The 17,637-nt window shown below is 74.1% G+C and carries 19 protein-coding genes; 8 read left to right on the top strand and 11 right to left on the bottom strand.

Features of this window, described 5'->3' with window-relative positions:
- Nucleotides 1-7: 7 nt before the first annotated feature.
- Nucleotides 8-475 carry a hypothetical protein gene (locus ACPU2J_RS09200; protein ID WP_399315424.1) on the bottom strand — a complete coding sequence of 156 codons (468 nt, stop codon included), beginning with the start codon at nt 473-475 and terminating at the stop codon, nt 8-10.
- A 95-nt stretch (nt 476-570) separates the two neighbouring features.
- Between ACPU2J_RS09200 and ACPU2J_RS09195 the strand changes: the two genes are divergently transcribed.
- Nucleotides 571-1,296 (top strand): class I SAM-dependent methyltransferase, encoded by a 726-nt coding sequence (locus ACPU2J_RS09195; RefSeq protein WP_420081099.1) that lies wholly within the window; start codon nt 571-573, stop codon nt 1,294-1,296.
- Here ACPU2J_RS09195 and ACPU2J_RS09190 read toward each other — a convergent pair.
- Nucleotides 1,271-2,275: an acyl-CoA dehydrogenase family protein gene (locus tag ACPU2J_RS09190; RefSeq protein WP_420081100.1), complete on the bottom strand. Its 1,005-nt coding sequence runs from the start codon at nt 2,273-2,275 to the stop codon at nt 1,271-1,273. The genes ACPU2J_RS09195 and ACPU2J_RS09190 overlap by 26 nt on opposite strands.
- Nucleotides 2,275-3,420: an acyl-CoA dehydrogenase family protein gene (locus tag ACPU2J_RS09185; protein ID WP_361592012.1), complete on the bottom strand. Its 1,146-nt coding sequence runs from the start codon at nt 3,418-3,420 to the stop codon at nt 2,275-2,277. The genes ACPU2J_RS09190 and ACPU2J_RS09185 overlap by 1 nt, the downstream gene beginning before the upstream one ends.
- Before the next feature lie 108 nt (nt 3,421-3,528).
- Between ACPU2J_RS09185 and ACPU2J_RS09180 the strand changes: the two genes are divergently transcribed.
- The 3 genes from ACPU2J_RS09180 (at nt 3,529) to ACPU2J_RS09170 (ending at nt 6,316) form a co-directional block, all read left to right on the top strand.
- Nucleotides 3,529-4,311 carry an SDR family oxidoreductase gene (locus tag ACPU2J_RS09180; protein WP_420081102.1) on the top strand — a complete coding sequence of 261 codons (783 nt, stop codon included), beginning with the start codon at nt 3,529-3,531 and terminating at the stop codon, nt 4,309-4,311.
- A gap of 191 nt (nt 4,312-4,502) precedes the next feature.
- Nucleotides 4,503-5,141, top strand: coding sequence for a TetR/AcrR family transcriptional regulator (locus tag ACPU2J_RS09175; protein ID WP_420081103.1), 639 nt, complete (start codon nt 4,503-4,505; stop codon nt 5,139-5,141).
- A 17-nt stretch (nt 5,142-5,158) separates the two neighbouring features.
- Nucleotides 5,159-6,316 (top strand): acetyl-CoA C-acetyltransferase, encoded by a 1,158-nt coding sequence (locus ACPU2J_RS09170; protein WP_423833061.1) that lies wholly within the window; start codon nt 5,159-5,161, stop codon nt 6,314-6,316.
- Nucleotides 6,317-6,376: 60 nt separating this feature from the next.
- Here ACPU2J_RS09170 and ACPU2J_RS09165 read toward each other — a convergent pair whose 3' ends face one another.
- Complete coding sequence (locus tag ACPU2J_RS09165; RefSeq protein ID WP_423833060.1) at nt 6,377-7,012, bottom strand: SIMPL domain-containing protein; 636 nt, start codon at nt 7,010-7,012, stop codon at nt 6,377-6,379.
- 199 nt (nt 7,013-7,211) lie between these two features.
- On the opposite strand from ACPU2J_RS09165, the gene ACPU2J_RS09160 reads away from it, so the two are divergent.
- Nucleotides 7,212-7,415 carry a cold-shock protein gene (locus ACPU2J_RS09160; protein WP_079425878.1) on the top strand — a complete coding sequence of 68 codons (204 nt, stop codon included), beginning with the start codon at nt 7,212-7,214 and terminating at the stop codon, nt 7,413-7,415.
- 132 nt (nt 7,416-7,547) lie between these two features.
- On the top strand, nt 7,548-9,233 hold the full coding sequence (locus tag ACPU2J_RS09155; protein ID WP_423833059.1) for a DEAD/DEAH box helicase: 1,686 nt from the start codon (nt 7,548-7,550) through the stop codon (nt 9,231-9,233).
- 106 nt (nt 9,234-9,339) lie between these two features.
- Here the strand turns inward: ACPU2J_RS09155 and ACPU2J_RS09150 are convergent, their stop codons facing one another.
- Genes ACPU2J_RS09150 through ACPU2J_RS09130 form a run of 5 tightly spaced genes read right to left on the bottom strand, consistent with a single transcriptional unit; the run spans nt 9,340 to nt 13,739 of the window.
- Nucleotides 9,340-10,266 carry a tyrosine-protein phosphatase gene (locus ACPU2J_RS09150; protein ID WP_423833058.1) on the bottom strand — a complete coding sequence of 309 codons (927 nt, stop codon included), beginning with the start codon at nt 10,264-10,266 and terminating at the stop codon, nt 9,340-9,342.
- Between the two features lie 28 nt (nt 10,267-10,294).
- Nucleotides 10,295-11,386: an NAD(P)H-dependent flavin oxidoreductase gene (locus tag ACPU2J_RS09145; protein WP_420081108.1), complete on the bottom strand. Its 1,092-nt coding sequence runs from the start codon at nt 11,384-11,386 to the stop codon at nt 10,295-10,297.
- Nucleotides 11,387-11,389: 3 nt separating this feature from the next.
- Nucleotides 11,390-12,145 (bottom strand): CoA-transferase subunit beta, encoded by a 756-nt coding sequence (locus ACPU2J_RS09140; protein ID WP_361592001.1) that lies wholly within the window; start codon nt 12,143-12,145, stop codon nt 11,390-11,392.
- The gene (locus ACPU2J_RS09135) at nt 12,142-12,993 is read right to left on the bottom strand and encodes a CoA transferase subunit A (RefSeq protein WP_420081109.1); all 852 of its coding nucleotides are present in this window, start codon (nt 12,991-12,993) and stop codon (nt 12,142-12,144) included. Before ACPU2J_RS09135 ends, ACPU2J_RS09140 begins: the two co-directional genes overlap by 4 nt.
- Nucleotides 12,990-13,739 (bottom strand): enoyl-CoA hydratase family protein, encoded by a 750-nt coding sequence (locus ACPU2J_RS09130; protein ID WP_361591997.1) that lies wholly within the window; start codon nt 13,737-13,739, stop codon nt 12,990-12,992. The genes ACPU2J_RS09135 and ACPU2J_RS09130 overlap by 4 nt, the downstream gene beginning before the upstream one ends.
- A 56-nt stretch (nt 13,740-13,795) precedes the next feature.
- Here ACPU2J_RS09130 and ACPU2J_RS09125 point away from each other — a divergent pair, with 56 nt between their 5' ends.
- Both ACPU2J_RS09125 and ACPU2J_RS09120 read left to right on the top strand, forming a co-directional pair.
- A complete protein-coding gene (locus ACPU2J_RS09125; protein WP_420081110.1) occupies nt 13,796-14,560 on the top strand; it encodes an SDR family oxidoreductase in 765 nt (254 codons plus the stop codon).
- Between the two features lies 1 nt (nt 14,561).
- Nucleotides 14,562-15,473: an SDR family oxidoreductase gene (locus ACPU2J_RS09120; RefSeq protein ID WP_420081111.1), complete on the top strand. Its 912-nt coding sequence runs from the start codon at nt 14,562-14,564 to the stop codon at nt 15,471-15,473.
- 18 nt (nt 15,474-15,491) lie between these two features.
- Here the strand turns inward: ACPU2J_RS09120 and ACPU2J_RS09115 are convergent, their stop codons facing one another.
- Nucleotides 15,492-16,280: an alpha/beta fold hydrolase gene (locus tag ACPU2J_RS09115; protein WP_399314946.1), complete on the bottom strand. Its 789-nt coding sequence runs from the start codon at nt 16,278-16,280 to the stop codon at nt 15,492-15,494.
- Nucleotides 16,281-16,370: 90 nt separating this feature from the next.
- The gene (locus tag ACPU2J_RS09110; protein ID WP_423833057.1) at nt 16,371-17,609 is read right to left on the bottom strand and encodes an MFS transporter; all 1,239 of its coding nucleotides are present in this window, start codon (nt 17,607-17,609) and stop codon (nt 16,371-16,373) included.
- Nucleotides 17,610-17,637 lie beyond the last annotated feature (28 nt).

Genomic DNA, 17,637 nt, shown 5'->3' with positions numbered 1-17,637 from the left:
CCGCGCGCTACTGCTTGATGGTGTACGAGCAGCCCTTGACCGTGCTCACGCCGTCGCTCTGGGCGACCTGCTTGCCATCGACCTTGATGGTGCAGGGTGCCTGCTGCAGCTTGCCGTCGGGGCCCGTGATCGTGCCCGGGACCACGTTGACCAGGTAGCCCACCTTCTGCTCGGCGGCGGTGAGTTCGACGGTGTCCGTCTTGGACCACGGCAGGTTCTGCTGCTCGAACCCGCTGCCCACGCCGCTGAACATGACCGCCGTCCGGCCCGTGCCGCCGACCTCCAGCGTCACCTCGTGCTTCGCACCGCCGCCGGCCTTCGCCGGGGCCGACGCGGAGCCCTGGCCCTGCGAGGCGGCCGGCTGCGGCTGCTGCCCGCCCCCGTCGCCGGCCGGCTTCGGCTCGGCGCTCCCGCAGCCCGTGAGCAGCAGCGCCGCCGCGGCGCACAGGGCCGGCCCGGTGATCGTCCTTCGCATGATCCTGATACCTCGATCTTGTTGCTTGTTGCTTGTTGCTTGTTGCTTGTTGCTACGCGCGTGTGTTCGTGCGTGTGATCGAAAACAATGGACGCATGACGACACGTGCCCGTTCCTTCGACGCCGCGGCAGCTTTGTACGGCAAGCACCGGCCCGGCTATCCCCCCGCCCTGTTCGACACCCTCCAGGAGCTCGCCGGGCGCCCCCTCGCCGGAGCCCGGGTGGCCGACGTCGGCGCCGGCACGGGCATCGCCACCGCCCTGCTGCGCGACCGCGGTGCCGAGGTCCTGGCGGTCGAGCCCGGGGACGGCATGGCCGCCGAGTTCCGCCGCAGTCACCCGGAGATCCCGATCGTGCGCGGGGACGGGGACCGACTGCCGCTGCCGTCCGGAGCGTTCGACCTGCTCACCTACGCCCAGGCCTGGCACTGGACCGACCCGGAGCGCTCCGTCCCCGAGGCCCGCCGCGTGCTGCGCCCGGGCGGGTCGCTCGCCGTCTGGTGGAACGACCCGGACGCCTCCGTCCCGTGGATCGCCGAGCAGGACCGGCGGATGCGCGACCGCTTCGGCGAGGGGGACGGCTCCTTCCGCACCCCGCCCCTGGGCCTGGGCGAGTGCGCCACCCGCTCCGTGCGCTGGTCCCGGCGCATCCCGCTCGACGAGCACCTCGCCAACCTCGCCAGCCACTCCGCCTTCCTGATGCTCGGCGAGGAGGCCTCCCGCGCGTACTTCGCCACCGAACGCGAGCTGCTGGCCCCGCTCTTCCCCGACGGCACGGTGGAGGAGAGCTACGTCGTCACCCTCCGCGTCGTGCGGGTGTGAGGGAGCGCAGGACCTCCGCCCGGCAGTCCGCCGGCGTGCCCCAGGCGTCCCGCAGCGGGCGGGCCTTGCGCAGCCACAGCGACAGGTCCAGCTCCTCGGTGTAGCCGATCGCGCCGTGCAGCTGGAGCGCCGTCCCGGCCGCCCGGTACGCCGCCTCCCCGCAGCGCAGCTTCGCCGCCGCGACCTCGCCCGCGCCCGGGGACAGCCCGGCCGCCCACAGCAGCGGGCGGGCGAACTCGATGCCGAGGAGGGTGTCCGCCAGCCGGTGCTTGACCGCCTGGAAGGCTCCGACCGGCATCCCGAACTGGGTGCGGCTGCGGGCGTGTTCGACCGTCCGGTCGAGCAGCGTCTCGGCGACGCCCAGGCACTGGGCCGCCGTCAGCAGCCGGGCCCACAGACCCGCCACCGCCGCCGCCCGGAGCACGGCCGGCCCCGCCGCCAGGACCTCGCCGCCCTCCGCCGGGAGCCGGAACAGCCGCCGGGCCGGGTCGGTGGACCGGACCGGCCCCCCGGCGCAGCCGTCCGCCAGCCGCAGCTCGCCGTCCCCCGACACGGTGAGGCGGTGGGCCGCCGCGTCCGCGTCCAGGGCGTACGGACTCCCCCCGGGCAGGGTCAGCGCCGCCCAGGCCTCGCCGGACACCAGGCCCGGCAGGAAGCGCTTGGCCAGGGTGTCGTCCCCCAGCTCCGACAGCAGTACGGCCGCGGCGGCGCTCTCCACCAGCGGCCCCGGCGCCCCGGCCCGGCCCAGCTCCACGAAGCCGAGCGCCAGCTCCAGCGGGAGCGGGCCGGCCCCCTCGTACCGCTCGTCCGCGGCCAGGGCGAACAGGCCCGTCGCCGCCAGCCGGCAGCGCAGCGCGCCGCCCGGCCCGTGCTCCCCGTCCGCCCAGGCCCGTACGGCCGCCGGGACCCCGGCCGCGGCGAGCAGGGAGCGCAGCGTGCGGGCGAAGTCGCTCTGCTCGTCGGTCGGCAGGAAGCGCATCAGCGGCGGCCCTTCGGGAGGCCGAGCAGCCGCTCGGCGATGATGTCGCGCTGGATCTCGTTCGTGCCCGCGTAGATCGGGCCGGCCAGGGAGAAGAGCCACGGCTCGGCCCAGGCGCCGTCCGCGTGCTCGGCGTCGGCTCCCAGCAGGTCCAGCGCCGTCTCGTGCAGGGCGATGTCGTACTCCGACCAGAACACCTTGTTCAGGCTGGACTCCGCTCCGGCGGACCCGCCCGCCGCGAACCGGGCGGCCCCGGCCCAGGTGAACAGCTCGTAGGCCCGCGCCCCCACGACGGCGTCGGCCACCCGGCCGGCCAGCGCGGTGTCGGACGGGTCGCCCTGCGCCTGCCACAGGCGGGCCAGCCGGTCCGCCGCGGCCAGGAAGCGGCCGGGGGAGCGCAGGGTCAGCCCCCGCTCGTTGCCGGTCGTCGACATGGCGATCCGCCAGCCCTGCCCCGGCTCCCCGATCACGTCCTCGTCCGGCACGAACACCTCGTCCAGGAAGATCTCCGCGAAGGCCGGCTTGCCGTCGAGGCGGCCGATGGGCCGCACCGTCACCCCCGGCGCCCGCAGGTCGAACATCAGGTACGTCAGCCCGTGGTGCGGTTTCGGGGCGTCCGGGTCGCTGCGGAAGATCCCGAAGGCCCGGTCCGCGAAGGCCGCCCGCGAGGACCAGGTCTTCTGCCCGGACAGCAGCCAGCCGCCCTCGGTGCGGACCGCCCGCGAGGTCAGCGAGGCCAGGTCCGAGCCCGCCTCCGGCTCCGACCAGGCCTGCGCCCAGACCACCTCGCCGCTCGCCATCGACGGCAGCACGCGGGCCCGCTGCCGCGCCGTCGCGTGTTCGAAGAGCGTCGGCGCGAGCAGGCTGATGCCGTTCTGCGAGACCCGCCCGGGCGCGCCCGCCGCCCAGTACTCCTCCTCGAAGACCAGCCACCGTACGAGGTCGGCGCCGCGGCCGCCGTACTCCTCGGGCCAGGACACCACCGCCCAGCGGTCCGCGTGCAGCCGGGCCTCCCACGCGCGGTGCGCGGCGAAGCCCTCCCGGGTCTCCAGTGAGGGCAGCGGGCGGGCGGGCACGTGGTCCGCCAGCCAGGCCCGCGCCTCGGCCCGGAAGGCCCGCGTCTCCGCCGTGTGGGTGAGGTCCATCAGGTGCCCGCCTCCCTCGCGGCGCCCGTCCGGGACCGCCGCCGCACGCTTCCCTAACAAGTGTTTGGTAGGTTAACGTACGGCCATGAGCAGCGTCGAGGAACCCTCGTGAACGAGCCCCGGTACACCCCCGGCCACCACCTGCTGCACGACCGCACCGCCGTCGTCACCGCGGCGGCCGGGGCAGGCATCGGCGGCGCCACCGCCCGCCGCTTCCTGGAAGAAGGCGCCCGCGTCGTCATCGGCGACGCCCACGTCCGCCGGCTCAAGGAGACCGAGCAGGCGCTGGCCGCCGAGTTCGGGGCCGCCCGGATCTCCTCACTGCCCTGCGACGTCACCGACGAGGACCAGGTCCAGGCACTCTTCGCACACGCCGAACAGACCCACGGCCGCCTCGACATCGTCGTCAACAACGCCGGACTCGGCGGCACCGCCGCCCTCGCCGACATGACCGACGCACAGTGGTCCCGCGTCCTGGACGTCACCCTGAACGGCACCTTCCGCTGCACCCGCGCCGCCCTGCGCTCCTTCCGGGACTCCGGCGCCGGAGGCGTCGTCGTCAACAACGCCTCCGTCGTCGGCTGGCGCGCCCAGACCGGCCAGGCCCACTACGCCGCCGCCAAGGCCGGGGTCATGGCCCTCACCCGCTGCGCCGCCCTGGAGGCCGCGGAGTTCGGCGTACGCGTCAACGCCGTCGCCCCCAGCCTGGCCATGCACCCGCACCTGGTGAAGGTCACCAGCGAGGAACTCCTCGCCGACCTCACCGCCCGTGAGGCCTTCGGCCGGTACGCCGAGCCCTGGGAGGTCGCCAACGTCATCGTCTTCCTCGCCAGCGGCTACGCCTCGTACATGACCGGCGAGACCGTCTCCGTCAGCAGCCAGCGCGCCTAGCGCTGTGACCGCGAAGGCCCACCGTGTCGCGGCGCCCGGCACGGCACCTCGCCGCGTTGTCGGACCACGCGAGTACATCCGGTACGAGCCGCGGCCCTCCGCCTTGCGATGCACCGCACCGGACACCGCGACCCGGCAAACCTTCCCGGCCACAGCACTGGCCGCCGTTCCCCCGGACGGAGAATGGACGCGTGCCCACGAACAAGCCGGCCCCCGCGCCGACAGCCAAGAAGAAGCCGCAGGCGACGCCCTCGCCCGAGCGGCGCCGTGAACTCCTCGACACCGCCGCCGAGGTGTTCGCCGCCCAGGGCTACAACGCCACCACCGTCCGTAAGATCGCCGACGCCGCCGGGATGCTCGCCGGAAGCCTCTACTACCACTTCGATTCCAAGGAATCGATGCTCGACGAGATCCTCTCCGTCTTCCTGACCGAGCTCTGGGACGGCTACGACGCCGTCCTCGCCGCCGGTCTCGGCCCCCGGGAGACCATCGAGGCCCTCGTCACCGAGTCCTTCCGCGAGATCGACCGGCACCGCGCCGCCGTCGCGATCTACCAGAAGGAGGCCCGCACCCTCTCCGCCCAGCCCCGCTTCCACTACCTGTCCGACTCGCAGCGGAAGTTCGAGAAGGCCTGGCTCGGGACCCTGGAACGCGGGGTCGCGGCCGAGGCCTTCCGGGCCGACCTCGACATCCGGCTCACCTACCGCTTCGTGCGCGACACGGTGTGGGTCGCGGCGTCCTGGTACCGGCCGGGCGGCCTGCACAGCCCCGAGGAGATCGCCCGCCAGTACCTGTCGATGGTCCTGGACGGGATCGCCCTACGCCCCTGACCGACCGGAGGACCCCCATGCCCGAGGCCTACATCGTCGAAGCGGTACGCACCCCCGTGGGGCGGCGCGGCGGCGGCCTGGCCGCCGCCCACCCGGCCGACCTCGGCGCACACGTCCTCACGGCCCTCGTCGAACGGTCCGGGATCGACCCGGCCGCCGTCGACGACGTCGTCTTCGGCTGCCTCGACACCGTGGGCCCGCAGGCCGGTGACATCGCCCGCACGGCATGGCTGGCGGCCGGCCTGCCCGAGGAGGTGCCCGGGGTGACCGTCGACCGGCAGTGCGGCTCCTCGCAGCAGGCCGTGCACTTCGCCGCGCAGGGCGTCCTGTCCGGCACCCAGGACCTGGTGGTCGCCGGCGGCACCCAGAACATGTCGATGGTCCCGATCGCCTTCGCCTCGCGGCAGGCCGCCGAGCCGCTCGGCCTCACCGAGGGCCCCTACGCCGGATCGGCCGGGTGGCGGGCCCGGTACGGCGACGCCCCCGTCAACCAGTTCCACGGAGCGGAGCTGATCGCCGAGAAGTGGGGGATATCCCGCCGCGACATGGAGGAGTTCGCCCTGCGCTCCCACCGCCGTGCCCTGCGCGCCGTCGACGAGGGCCGCTTCGAGCGCGAGACCGTGCCCTACGGCCACGTGGGCGTGGACGAGGGCCCCCGCCGCGGCACCAGCGCGGAGAAGATGGCCGGCCTGAAACCGGTCGTCGCGGGCGGCACCATCACCGCGGCGGTGTCCTCCCAGGTCTCCGACGGCGCCGCGGCCCTGCTCATCGCCTCCGAGCGGGCCGTCCGCGAGCACGGCCTGCGCCCCCGCGCCCGCGTCCACCACCTCTCCGTACGCGGCGAGGACCCGATCAGGATGCTGTCCGCGCCCATCCCGGCGACGGCCCACGCCCTGAAGAAGGCCGGCATGACGCTCGCCGACATCGACCTGGTGGAGATCAACGAGGCCTTCGCCCCGGTCGTCCTCGCCTGGCTGAAGGAGACCGGGGCCGACCCGGACCGGGTCAACGTCAACGGCGGGGCCATCGCCCTCGGCCACCCGCTGGGCGCCACCGGGGCCCGGCTGATGACCACGCTCCTGCACGAGCTGGAACGCACCGGCGGCCGCTACGGCCTGCAGACCATGTGCGAGGGTGGCGGCCAGGCCAACGTCACGATCATCGAGCGCCTCTGACCGGAGCCCTCCGGCCGGAGCCTCCGGGGCGGCCGGGCGTCCGGGCCGGGCGGGCGCGGCTCAGGCGGGGAGCAGGCCGAAGCCCAGCAGGACGGCCGCGTCCACGCGCACCGAGCCGGGGGAGAGGGTGCCGTCCGCCTCGGGGTCGCCGTCCGGGCGCCCGCCGTGGCCGCTCATCGACTCCGGGTCGACGTCCTCGACGTGGATCACCGGGCCGAGCTTCACCCCGCACGCCTCCGCGTACACCTCGGCCTTGCGCCGGGCGGCCGCCACCGCCCGGCGCCGGGCCTCGTCCCGCATCGCCGGCTTGTCCTCGGCCTCGAAGCGCACCGCGTCCACGCGGTTCGCGCCCGCCGACACGGCCTCCTCGATGAGCAGGTCCAGGCCCCCGAGCTCGGTCGTCCGCACGGTGTACGTGGCCACGCAGCCGTAGCCGTGGAACGTCCGGTCCGCTCCGTGGCCCTTGTACTGAGAGGTGAGCTGCAGCCGGGAGCCCGACACGTCGGCGTCCGGTATCTCGTGGTCGCGCAGGACGGCCCGCAGCCGGGTCACCGCCGCACCGGCCTCGGCGAAGGCCGCCTTCGGCGTCGGGGCGATGAGGTCGACGGCCAGGTCGACCCGGGCGAGGCGGGGTTCGGCGGACACGCTGCCCGCACCGAGCACGCTGAGCCCCCAGGGCTCTCGGATCGCTGTCATTCCATGATCCAAGCAGGCCCGGGCCCCGGTCACCAGTGCCTTGTCGAGACGACCCGGCGCGAGGTGTGCTAGCTTTGGGGCCGTTGCAGTTGTGGTACCCATGAACTTTATGTGCGCCTGACGTAAGACGTCAGGCGCTTTTATTGTTTTTGCCGGAATCTCCGGATGGGGCCCTCGCCGCCTATTCAGGAGATTCAAAATGGCACTTGGCACCGTGAAGTGGTTCAACTCGGAAAAGGGCTTCGGCTTCATCGAGCAGGACGGTGGCGGCCCGGACGTCTTCGCCCACTACTCGAACATCGCCACCTCCGGCTTCCGTGAGCTCACCGAGGGCCAGCGCGTGTCCTTCGACGTGACGCAGGGCCAGAAGGGCCCCCAGGCGGAGAACATCATCCCCGCCTAAGTTCTTCAGCATGCCGGGGTCCGCACCGCGAGGTGCGGGCCCCGGCTTGTCTGCATGCAGTTCGACCTTTGTTCCACCTGCTTCGTTCCACCTGCTTCGTTCCACCCGCCGGTTCCAGGAGGGCCTTCACGCATGACCAGCTCCAGCTCCGCACGACCCAGCCGCCGCCCCGCCCGGGGACGAGGAGCGGCCCAGGGGCGTCCGAAGGCTGGCGCGGGACGCCAGAAGTCCGCCCCGCCCGCACCCCGGCCGCAGGAATTCACCATGCCCGAGCCGACCGTCCCGGCGCTGCCGCCGGTCGAGGCGTTCGAGGACATGGACATGCCCGAGGCGCTGCTGAAGACCCTCGCCGCCCAGGGCGTCACCGAGCCCTTCCCCATCCAGGCCGCGACCCTGCCGAACTCCCTCGCAGGCCGCGACCTGCTCGGCCGCGGACGCACCGGCTCCGGCAAGACGCTCGCCTTCGGCCTGGCCCTGCTGGCCCGCACCACCGGCCGCCGCGCCCAGCCCAAGGCGCCGCTCGCGCTGGTCCTCGTACCGACGCGCGAGCTCGCCCAGCAGGTCACCGACTCCCTGAGCCCGTACGCCACGGCCGTCAACCTGCGCATCGCCACCGTCGTCGGCGGCATGTCCATCAACCGGCAGTCCGGGGCCCTGCGCCGCGGCGCCGAGGTGCTCGTCGCCACCCCCGGCCGGCTGAAGGACCTCATCGACCGCGGTGACGCGGACCTCTCCCAGGTCTCGATCACCGTCCTCGACGAGGCCGACCAGATGACCGACATGGGCTTCATGCCGCAGGTCACCGCCCTGCTCAAGCAGGTCGAGCCGGACGGCCAGCGCCTGCTCTTCTCCGCGACCCTCGACAAGAACATCGACAAGCTCGTCAAGATGTTCCTCACCGACCCGGTCGGGCACTCCGTCGACCCGTCGGCCGGCGCCGTCACCACCATGGAGCACCACGTGCTCTATGTGATGGACGAGACCGACAAGAAGGCCGTGGCCACGCGCATAGCGGCCCGCGACGGTCGCGTGATCATGTTCGTGGACACCAAGCGCGGCGTGGACCGCATGGTCAAGAAGCTCCTGGCCGAAGGCGTGCGCGCCTCCGGCCTGCACGGCGGCCGCTCCCAGCCGCAGCGCAACCGCACCCTGGACTGGTTCAAGACCGGCGAGGTCACCGCGCTGATCGCGACCAACGTCGCGGCGCGCGGCATCCACATCGACGACCTCGACCTCGTCGTCAACGTCGACCCGCCCACCGACCACAAGGACTACCTGCACCGCGGCGGCCGCACCGCCCGGGCCGGCGAGTCCGGCAGCGTGGTCACGCTGGTGCTGCCCGACCAGAAGCGGGACATGACCCGCCTCATGGCCGACGCCGGGATCTCCCCGCGCACCGCGCAGATCAAGTCCTCCGACGAGGAGCTGGCCCGCCTCACCGGCGCCAAGGAGCCCTCGGGCGTCCCGGTCGTCCTGGAGGTCCCCCAGCAGCCCGCGCCGAAGCCGCGCAGCGGCTCCGCCGCCGGCTCCGGCGGGCGCCGCCGTTCCGGCGGGCAGCGCTCCGGCTCGGGCACGGGCGCGGCCCCGGCGGGCGGCACCCGCGGACGCCGCTCCGGATCCGGCTCCTCCGGGCAGGCCCCGGCGGCCGCCGGCGCCGGCCAGGCCCGTCGCGGCCAGGGTGGTCAGGGCGGCTCCGCCGGGACGGGCGAGCGCCGCCGCGGCTCCGGCTCCGCCACCTCCTCCGGCGGCGGTGCCGCCGCGGCCTCGGCGCGCAGCCGGGTCGGCGCGGGCGGCCAGGGCCGCCGCCGGGCGGTCTGACCGGACCACCGGAACACCGGCACACCCGCCCGTCCGCGGGCGACGACACGGACCCGACGGCCGTGCCGGACGGCGCATTCCGCGCCGCCCGGCACGGCCGCGGCCGTCACCGGACCAGCTTGTCCTGCAGCTTCGCGAGCGTGCGCAGGTCCAGGCCGAGCCCCCGCGTCAGATAGCCGTGGAAGCCGCCGTAGTCGGCCTCGATCCGCGCGGTCGCCGCGTCCAGGTAGTCCCGGCGGACCTCCTGGAGCGGGATCAGAAGGTCCGGGTTCTGCATCCGGCCCGACTGCTTCAGGCCCGCCCGCACCCGGGCGTCGTACGCGGCACGGAAGGTGTTGGACGCCAGGTAGTCGCTCCCGGCCGTCTCCTCGGGCACCGCCAGCGCCCGCAGCAGGACGTAACTCAGCCAGCCGGTACGGTCCTTGCCGGACGTGCAGTGGTACAGGACCGGGCCCTGCCGGCCGTCCGCGATCTCCCGCAGCGTCGTCGCGAACTGCGCCCGGTTCTCGGGCGAGGTGACGAACGTGCGGTAGATGTCGCGCATGTAGGCCTCGGCGCGGCCGCCGCCCAGCATCTGCTCCTGGACGACCGGGTCGCCGCTGCCGATCGCGCCGACCAGGGTCGCGTAGAGCCCCAGGTCGCTGACCGGGCGCGCGGTCGGCGCGAGTCCCGCGGGCAGCCGGTCGGCGCCGTCGTACTGGACCTCCATCGGGATGCGGAAGTCGACGACCTTCGTGAGGCGCAGACCGGAGAGGGCGGTGACGTCCGCGTCGGTCAGCTTGCCCAGTGCGTCGGAACGGTAGACGAGCCCCTGGCGGACCTGCCCGCCGGTCCAGGTGCGGTACCCGCCGAGGTCGCGGACGTTGACGGCGCCCTGGAGGACGATCTGACGGATCGTTTCCGCCTGCTGCTGGTGGCCCGGACGGAGACCGGCACCGGGCCCGGGCGCCGCGTGCGCGGAAGCGGGCAGGGCGGCGAGGACGAGGGCGGCGGCGGCCGAGGCGACCGCCGGACGGAGTCTTGCACGGCTCATGGAGGCAACTCCCCGAAGGAGAAGGACGTCACCCTGGTGGTGGCAGGGTGTGGAGCGCGTGCGGTCCGCCCGACTGGTGCAGTCGGTCCAGCACGGTGTGCGCCTCGGACATGACGCGGGAGACGAGCTCCGCACAGGACGGGAGGTCGTCGATCACTCCCGCGACCTGCCCCGAAGCCATGACGCCGAGGTCCGTACGGCCCTCGACCATGGACGCCTTGAGGAGCATGGGGGTGTTCGCCGCCAGCAGGACCTGGCTCCAGGACAGGTCCTTGCCGTGCTTCATCGCCAGGCCGTCGCGGACCATCCGCCGCCAGCTCGTCCCGGACAGACGCCGGAAACCCGCCGCGTGCCGGACCGCCCTGACCAGCGCCCGGGCGCGGCCCGACCGCTCCAGGGAGTCGACCAGCTCCGAGCGGAGCATGCGGTGCGGCAGCCCGTCGACGGCCGTGGTGACGACGACGTCCCGGACACCGGCCTTCAGGTACTCGGCCTTCACCGCATCCGGCACGGTGGAGTCCGAGGTGAGCAGGAACCGCGTGCCCATCGCGATGCCCGCCGCCCCGTACGCCAGCGCCGCGACCAGCCCGCGCCCGTCACCGAAGCCGCCCGCCGCGACCACCGGCACGTCCACGGCGTCCACGACCTGCGGCAGCAGCACCGTGGTGGCCACGTCCCCGGTGTGCCCACCGCCCTCACCACCCTGCACGATCACCGCGTCCGCGCCCCAGGCCGCGACCTTCTCGGCGTGCCGGCGCGCCCCGACCGACGGGACGACGACCACGCCCGCGTCCTTCAGCGTCCCGATCAGCTCCCGCGACGGGGCCAGCGCGAACGAGGCGACCCGCACCCCCTCGTCGATGATCAGCCGGGCCCGCTCGGTCGCGTCCCCCGCGTCCGCCCGCAGGTTCACCCCGAAGGGCGTCCCCTCCGGGACCCGCGACCTGACCTCGTGCACCGCGGACCGCAGCTGCTCCAGCGTCATCGTCGCCGACGCCAGGATCCCCAGGGCGCCCGCGTTGGCCGCGGCCGACACCAGCCGGGGACCGGCCACCCAGCCCATCCCCGTCTGCACGATGGGGTGCTCCACCCCGACCAGCCTGGTGAACGCCGTCTCCACCGCTCAGCCCCGCACTTCGCGGTCGCGCAGCCCCCGGGGGTCGATCACCTCACGGATCAGCCGCAGCTCCCGCGCGGACGGCTCCCGGGTGAACGGCACCCCCTCCGGGCCGCCGTCGGCCACCGGGTCGAAGCCCGTCGCCGCCCGGACCTCCGCGACCGTGACCCCCGGGTGCACCGAGACCAGCCGCATCGACCGGCCGGGCCCCCCGAAGTCGAAGACCCCGAGGTCGCTGACCACCCGGCGCAGCCCGTGGAAGCGGGTCACCCCGGCCTCGGCGGCACGGTCGTGGCCGACCCCGCACACCATGTCGACGCGCTCGACGAACACCCGGGGCGAATGCCGGGGGATCCAGTAACTCACCGGATTGTTCAAGGTGTTGACCGGCGCCCCGCGCACCCCGAGAAGCTGGCGGGACGGCCGCTCCCAGTCGCCGATGCAGGAGATGTTCTGGTTCCCGAACCGGTCGATCTGGCTCGCCCCCATCATCACGTGCCGCCGGCCGCCCGTGACCATCGCCAGATGCCGCCGGTACGGCAGCCAGCCCTCGACCGTGCCGTCCGGCCCGACGAGCATCGCCTCGCCGTCCGTGAGCAGCAGGTCGGGGGAGAAGGTCCGCTTCGCCAGGCGGGCCCCGAAGGTGGGGATCGGCCCCATCGCGCCGGCCAGCACCTCCCCGTCGCCCCGCCAGGCCTCGGCGCAGGCGATCACACAGTACTCGGCCCGGGTGGCGGGCGCCGGCGCGGTGTCGGTGGTCACTGCTGCTCCTCGTGCCAGGTACGGACGGCGCGCTGGTAGTCCCGCTCGCTCTTCCCGGACAGGAAGCGCTCGGCGAACTCGGTCCAGGGCGTGGTCGCGTAGAGCTTCTGGAAGGCCTCGTCGCGCTCGTGGTCGGGCGCGCAGGAGGTGAAGTGGGCGCCGTTGGGGGTCTCGACGACACCGGTGACGCTGTGCCGGCTGACCAGCAGGGACTGCGGGGGGCCCGCCTTGGCCAGTTCGGCGGTGCCGACGATCTGCTCGCAGGAGACGTACGCGGTGTCGGCGGCCTCGCAGAACAGGTCGTCGAAGTACGGGTCCGGGCCCAGGTACTGGCCGTTGCCCAGCCGGTCGGCCCGGTTCAGGTGGACCAGGGCGGCGTCCATGCGCAGGGCCGGCACGGCCACGAACTCCTCGCCGTCGGCGTACGGGGAGGTCACCGTGCGCAGCCCGGGGTTGACCCGCATCACGTCGGAGCCGAGGGCGGAGCGCACGGGCAGGAACGGCAGCCGGTTGGCGGCGGCGTGCAGACCCCACATGAACATGGCCTCGTCGTACTCGGTGAGGGCGAACGCGCCGCGCTCGCGGGCCGCGCGGTAGTGCGGCTCCAGCGGGATCGAGTCGAGGGTGACGAAGGGCGCGACGAGCCGGCGGATCCGGCCCGCGGCCGCCAGCAGGCCGACGTCGGGGCCGCCGCAGGAGACCACGGTGAGGTCGGTGACCCCGGACCGCAGCAGCGCCCGGACCAGGGCCATGGGCTTGCGCCGGGACCCCCAGCCGCCGATGCCGAGGGTCATCCCGCTGCGCAGCCGCCCGACGACCTCCTCGGGCGTCATGGTCTTGTCGGTCATGCGCGCGTCTCCTTCCCGAAGGTGTCGCGGATCCGGTCGGCCACCCCGCTGAGGTTGGCCTCGAAGGTGAACCCCTGCTCGAAGCGGTAGCTGCGGCGCACGTCCACCGGGTCGATGCCGTTGATGGCGGCCTTGGCCAGGCGGATCAGCTCGCCGTCCTTCCGGGCGATCTCGGCCGCCAGCTCCAGCGCCGCGGCGCGCAGCGCGGCGGCCGGCACCACCTTCCAGACCGAGCCGTGGGCGTGCAGTTCGGCGGCGCTCGCGGTGCGCGAGGTGTAGTACAGGGCCCGCATCAGGTGCTGCGGCACGAGCCGCGCCAGGTGGGTGGCGGCGCCGAGCGCGCCCCGGTCGAGCTCGGGCAGGCCGAAGACGGCGTCCTCGGAGGCGACGATCGCGTCGGCGTTGCCGACCAGGCCGATGCCGCCGCCCAGGCAGAAGCCGTGCACGGCGGCGACCACCGGCACCTCGCACTCGTAGACGGCGGCGAAGGCCTCGGCGCAGCCGCGGTTGGCGCCGAGGAGCGCGGTGTGTCCGCTGTCGCGCTGCATCTCCTTGATGTCGACGCCCGCGTTGAAGCCGCGCCCCTCGGCGGCGAGGACCACGCAGCGGACCTCGGGGTCGCGGCCGGCCGCGCGCAGGGCGTCGGCCAGGTCGTACCAGCCTTGTACGGGCAGGGCGTTGACGGGTGGGAAGTCGGCCGTGACGCATGCGACGCCCTTGTCGGGGCGTGAGGTGGAGACACCCATGAGCGGATCAGCTACCTTTCCACCAAACATTTGTTAGGTGAGGAAGGTAGCAGCCCATGGAGCTCGACGGGAGGGTCGTGGTCGTCACCGGGGGAACCCGCGGCGTCGGCGCCGGAATCGCCCGGTCGTTCCTCGCGGCCGGCGCACACGTCACCGTCTGCGCGCGGCGGCCCCCGGACACGCCGGTCTCGGCCGACGGCCGGGAGGCCTCCTACACCCCGGTCGACCTGCGCGACGCGGACGCCGTACGGGAGTTCTTCGACACGCTCGCCGCACACCACGGACGACTCGACTGCCTGGTCAACAACGCCGGCGGCACCCCGTACCGGCTGCTCGGCGAAGGAGCGCCCGAGCACCACGCACGCGTCGTCGCACTCAACCTGCTCGCACCGATGACTGCCTCGCTGGCGGCCCGCCCCTGGCTGCGCCGCTCCCGCGGGTCGGTGGTCATGATCGGCAGCGTCAGCGGCACCCGGCCCTCTCCCGGCACCGCGGCCTACGGCGCCGCCAAGGCGGGCCTGGAGAGCCTCGCCCGCTCCATGGCCGTCGAGTGGGCCCCGGAGGTACGGGTGAACACGCTGGTCCTCGGCATGGTGCGGACCGAACTGTCCCACCTGCACTACGGGGACGAGACGGGGATCGCGGCGGTCGGCGCGACCGTCCCCCTCGGCCGGCTGGCCGAACCGTCGGACGTGGGGGAGGCGGCGGTGTTCCTCGCCTCCGACCGGGCGCGCTACATCAGCGGGGCCGCCCTGCTGGTGCACGGGGGCGGGGAGCGCCCGGCCTTCCTGGACGCGGCAACTGTCAACAAGGAGGACTGAGATGGCGGGACTGTGCGAGGGCCGGGTCGTGATCGTCACGGGGGCCGGACGGGGACTGGGGCGGGCGCACGCGCTCGCCTTCGCGGCGGAGGGCGCCAGGGTCGTCGTCAACGACCTCGGGGTGGGGCTGGACGGACGGCCCGAGCCGCAGGGCCCGGCGGCACGGGTGGTCCGGGAGATCGAGGCACTCGGCGGCGAGGCCGTGGCGCACGGCGGCGACATCGCGACGGCGGCGGGCGCGGCCTCGCTGGTCGAGGCGGCCGTCGACACCTTCGGCCGGCTCGACACCCTGGTCAACAACGCCGGGTTCCTGCGCGACCGGATGCTGGTGAACCTCGACGAGGACGACTGGGACGCGGTCGTCCGGGTGCACCTGAAGGGGCACTTCCTGCCGCTGCGGTCGGCTGCCGCGTGGTGGCGCGCGGAGTCGAAGGCGGGCCGGCCGGTGCGGGCCCGCGTGGTCAACACCTCGTCCGGCGCCGGACTGCTGGGCTCCGTCGGCCAGGGCAACTACAGCGCGGCCAAGGCGGGCATCCTCGCCATGACCCTCGTCGCGGCCGCCGAGATGGGTGGCCACGGGGTCCAGGTCAACGCCATCGCCCCGGCCGCCCGGACCCGCATGACCGAGGAGACCTTCGCGCAGACGATGGCCGCCCCGCAGCCGGGCACCTTCGACGCCATGGCCCCGGAGAACGTCTCGCCCCTGGTCGTGTGGCTCGGCTCGGACGCGTCGGCAGGGGTCACCGGCCGGGTCTTCGAGACCGAGGGCGGCCGGATCACGGTGATGGAGGGCTGGAGTCCGGGGCCCACCGCCGACCGCGACTCCCGGTGGACGCCCGCGGAGGCGGGCGAGGCCGCACTGAAGCTCCTCGCGGCGGCGCGGCAGGCGCTGCCCGTGTACGGGTCGCGGTAGCCGCACCGCCGGGGAGGACTACGTACGGTCCAGGAACGGGCCGAGGGCCGCGGCCAGTTCGGCGGGGGAGTCCAGCGCGATCAGGTGGGCGGCGGAACCGAACTCGACCAGGGTGGCTCCCGGGATCGCGGCGGCGTAGCGGCGGGCGATGTCCTGGAAGTCGGCGACGTCCAGCCGGCCGATCCCCACCAGGGTGGGGACGCGGACAGTGGTGACGTCGCCGGCCGGGGTGTCGCGGGAGTGCGCCCCGACGGCGTCCTGGTTCTCCAGCGAGGTCCGCAGCGGGCCGCGCAGCGCGTCGGCCAGGCCGTCGGCGACCTCGTCCCAGCCGCGGGCCGGCCCGCGCAGCCACATGTCCAGGTTGACGGCGACGGCGGTGTCCAGGTCCCCCGCGGCGAGGGCCGCGGTCTCGGCCTCGTCGTAGGCGATCATCTCCGCCGACCAGTCGAAGCCCGGCCACGGCGGGGACAGCAGGGCCAGCGACCGCACCCGGTCGGGATGGGCCACGGCGAACTCCACGGCCACCCGTCCGCCCCAGGACGCGCCGACGAGCCGGACGCGGTCCAGGCCCAGGTGGTCCAGGAGGCGCAGCAGGTCGTCGGCCTCGTCGAAGGGCCCCGCCGGGGGCGCGGACGCGCCGAAGCCGCGCAGGTCGTAGCGGACGACCGTGTACCGCTCGGCGAGGGCGGGGACCACCGCGTCCCACATCCGGTGGTCGGCGACACCGGCGTGGACGAGGACGACGGGGGGTCCGTCGCCGGTGACGGCGTAGGAGAGGAGGCCGATTTCGTCGGCGAGTTCGGGCATCCGCAGATGATCGCAGAGGGCGCGTGTACATGCCATCGGGTAACCGGGGCCGGGGCCGGAGGCCGGTGGCGGGCCCGGGCCGGGCCGCGGTCAGGCCGCGGCCGGCTGCGCCTCGGGCGCGGTGGCGGTGCCACCGCCGGTGCCGCCCGGGCCGCCGGAGCCGTCGCCGGTGCGGTGCCTCGCCCCGCGCAGGTCCGGCAGCAGGGTGAACAGCCCGAGGAAGGCCAGGAGCGCGCCGAGCACCAGCGGAGCGCGCAGCCCGTGGGCGCTGATGCCGACGCCGCCCAGCCAGGAACCGAGGACGATGCCGAACGTGATGAAGGAGGAGTGCACGGTGTTGACCAGCGGGCGGGCGTTCGCGGCGCGCTGGACCCGGGTGATCATGCACGGGTTCATCGTGACGCCGACCAGGCCGATGCCCGTCATGAAGAGCAGGGCGGGCACGGTGACCTCGGCGAAGAGGGCGAAGCCGGCGAGGAGGAGCATGTTCAGACCGAGCCCGACGAGCTGCGTCACGATGGTGTGCCGGTCCGCGAAGCGCGCCACGACGGCGTTGCCGACGACGGTCGCGGCTCCGTGGGCGACCAGCAGCCAGGGCACGGAGCCCTCGCCGACGCCGGTGAGCCCGGTGAGGATCGGCGTGAAGTAGCTGAAGGCGGAGAAGGTGGCGCCGATGGTGAGCGTGGAGGTGGCGAACGCCAGCCACAGCCGCGGGTTCCCGAAGGCGCGCAGCTCCTCGCCGAACGGGGTGCGGTCCCGGCCCTCGCCCCCGGTACGGGTCCCGGTCCCGGAGGGCACGCCGACGGCGGTGGCGAGGGCGACCACGGCGGTGAGGGCCGAGATCGCCCAGAACGCCGCCCGCCAGCCGAACTGCCCTCCCACGAAGGTGGAGAGGGGCAGCCCCAGCAGGGTGCCGAGCATGAGCCCGTTCATGGCCGTGCCGATGGCCCGGCCCCGCAGTCCGGGCGGGGTGATCTCGGCGACGAGCGAGAGCGCCACACCGAAGAAGGCGGCCGAGGCGACCCCGGTGACGACGCGGCCGACGGCCATCGTCGTGTAGTCCGTCGCCAGGGCGGCCAGGACGTTGCCGCCGAGGAAGACGGCGAAGAGCACCATCAGGGCGCTCTTGTGCGGGAGCCGGAGCACGGCCGCCGCCAGGACGGGCCCTCCGAGGGCCATCGCGAGGGCGAACGCCGTGATCAGGTAACCGACGTGGGGGATGGTGGCCCCCAGCCCGGCGGCGATCCGGGGCATCAGGCCCGCGACCGCGAATTCGCTGGTGACCATGGCGAAGATGCCGAGGGCGAGGACGTGGACGGCCTTGGGCACGGCCGTCACCACCTTTCTGTCGGGAACG

It is taken from the genome of Streptomyces manipurensis, assembly GCF_049570255.1.
GTDB lineage: Bacteria > Actinomycetota > Actinomycetes > Streptomycetales > Streptomycetaceae > Streptomyces > Streptomyces manipurensis.
Note: the sequence above shows the minus strand (reverse complement) of the source record. Positions and strands in the feature narration are given on the sequence as shown.

Excerpts from the sequence above, each read along its gene's own strand:
- ACPU2J_RS09200 (WP_399315424.1), bottom strand. The coding sequence starts at position 475 with ATGCGAAGGACGATCACCGGGCCGGCCCTGTGCGCCGCGGCGGCGCTG.
- ACPU2J_RS09195 (WP_420081099.1), top strand. The coding sequence starts at position 571 with ATGACGACACGTGCCCGTTCCTTCGACGCCGCGGCAGCTTTGTACGGC.
- ACPU2J_RS09190 (WP_420081100.1), bottom strand. The coding sequence starts at position 2,275 with ATGCGCTTCCTGCCGACCGACGAGCAGAGCGACTTCGCCCGCACGCTG.
- ACPU2J_RS09185 (WP_361592012.1), bottom strand. The coding sequence starts at position 3,420 with ATGGACCTCACCCACACGGCGGAGACGCGGGCCTTCCGGGCCGAGGCG.
- ACPU2J_RS09170 (WP_423833061.1), top strand. The coding sequence starts at position 5,159 with ATGCCCGAGGCCTACATCGTCGAAGCGGTACGCACCCCCGTGGGGCGG.
- ACPU2J_RS09165 (WP_423833060.1), bottom strand. The coding sequence starts at position 7,012 with ATGACAGCGATCCGAGAGCCCTGGGGGCTCAGCGTGCTCGGTGCGGGC.
- ACPU2J_RS09160 (WP_079425878.1), top strand. The coding sequence starts at position 7,212 with ATGGCACTTGGCACCGTGAAGTGGTTCAACTCGGAAAAGGGCTTCGGC.
- ACPU2J_RS09155 (WP_423833059.1), top strand. The coding sequence starts at position 7,548 with ATGACCAGCTCCAGCTCCGCACGACCCAGCCGCCGCCCCGCCCGGGGA.
- ACPU2J_RS09150 (WP_423833058.1), bottom strand. The coding sequence starts at position 10,266 with ATGAGCCGTGCAAGACTCCGTCCGGCGGTCGCCTCGGCCGCCGCCGCC.
- ACPU2J_RS09135 (WP_420081109.1), bottom strand. The coding sequence starts at position 12,993 with ATGACCGACAAGACCATGACGCCCGAGGAGGTCGTCGGGCGGCTGCGC.
- ACPU2J_RS09130 (WP_361591997.1), bottom strand. The coding sequence starts at position 13,739 with ATGGGTGTCTCCACCTCACGCCCCGACAAGGGCGTCGCATGCGTCACG.
- ACPU2J_RS09125 (WP_420081110.1), top strand. The coding sequence starts at position 13,796 with ATGGAGCTCGACGGGAGGGTCGTGGTCGTCACCGGGGGAACCCGCGGC.
- ACPU2J_RS09120 (WP_420081111.1), top strand. The coding sequence starts at position 14,562 with ATGGCGGGACTGTGCGAGGGCCGGGTCGTGATCGTCACGGGGGCCGGA.
- ACPU2J_RS09115 (WP_399314946.1), bottom strand. The coding sequence starts at position 16,280 with ATGCCCGAACTCGCCGACGAAATCGGCCTCCTCTCCTACGCCGTCACC.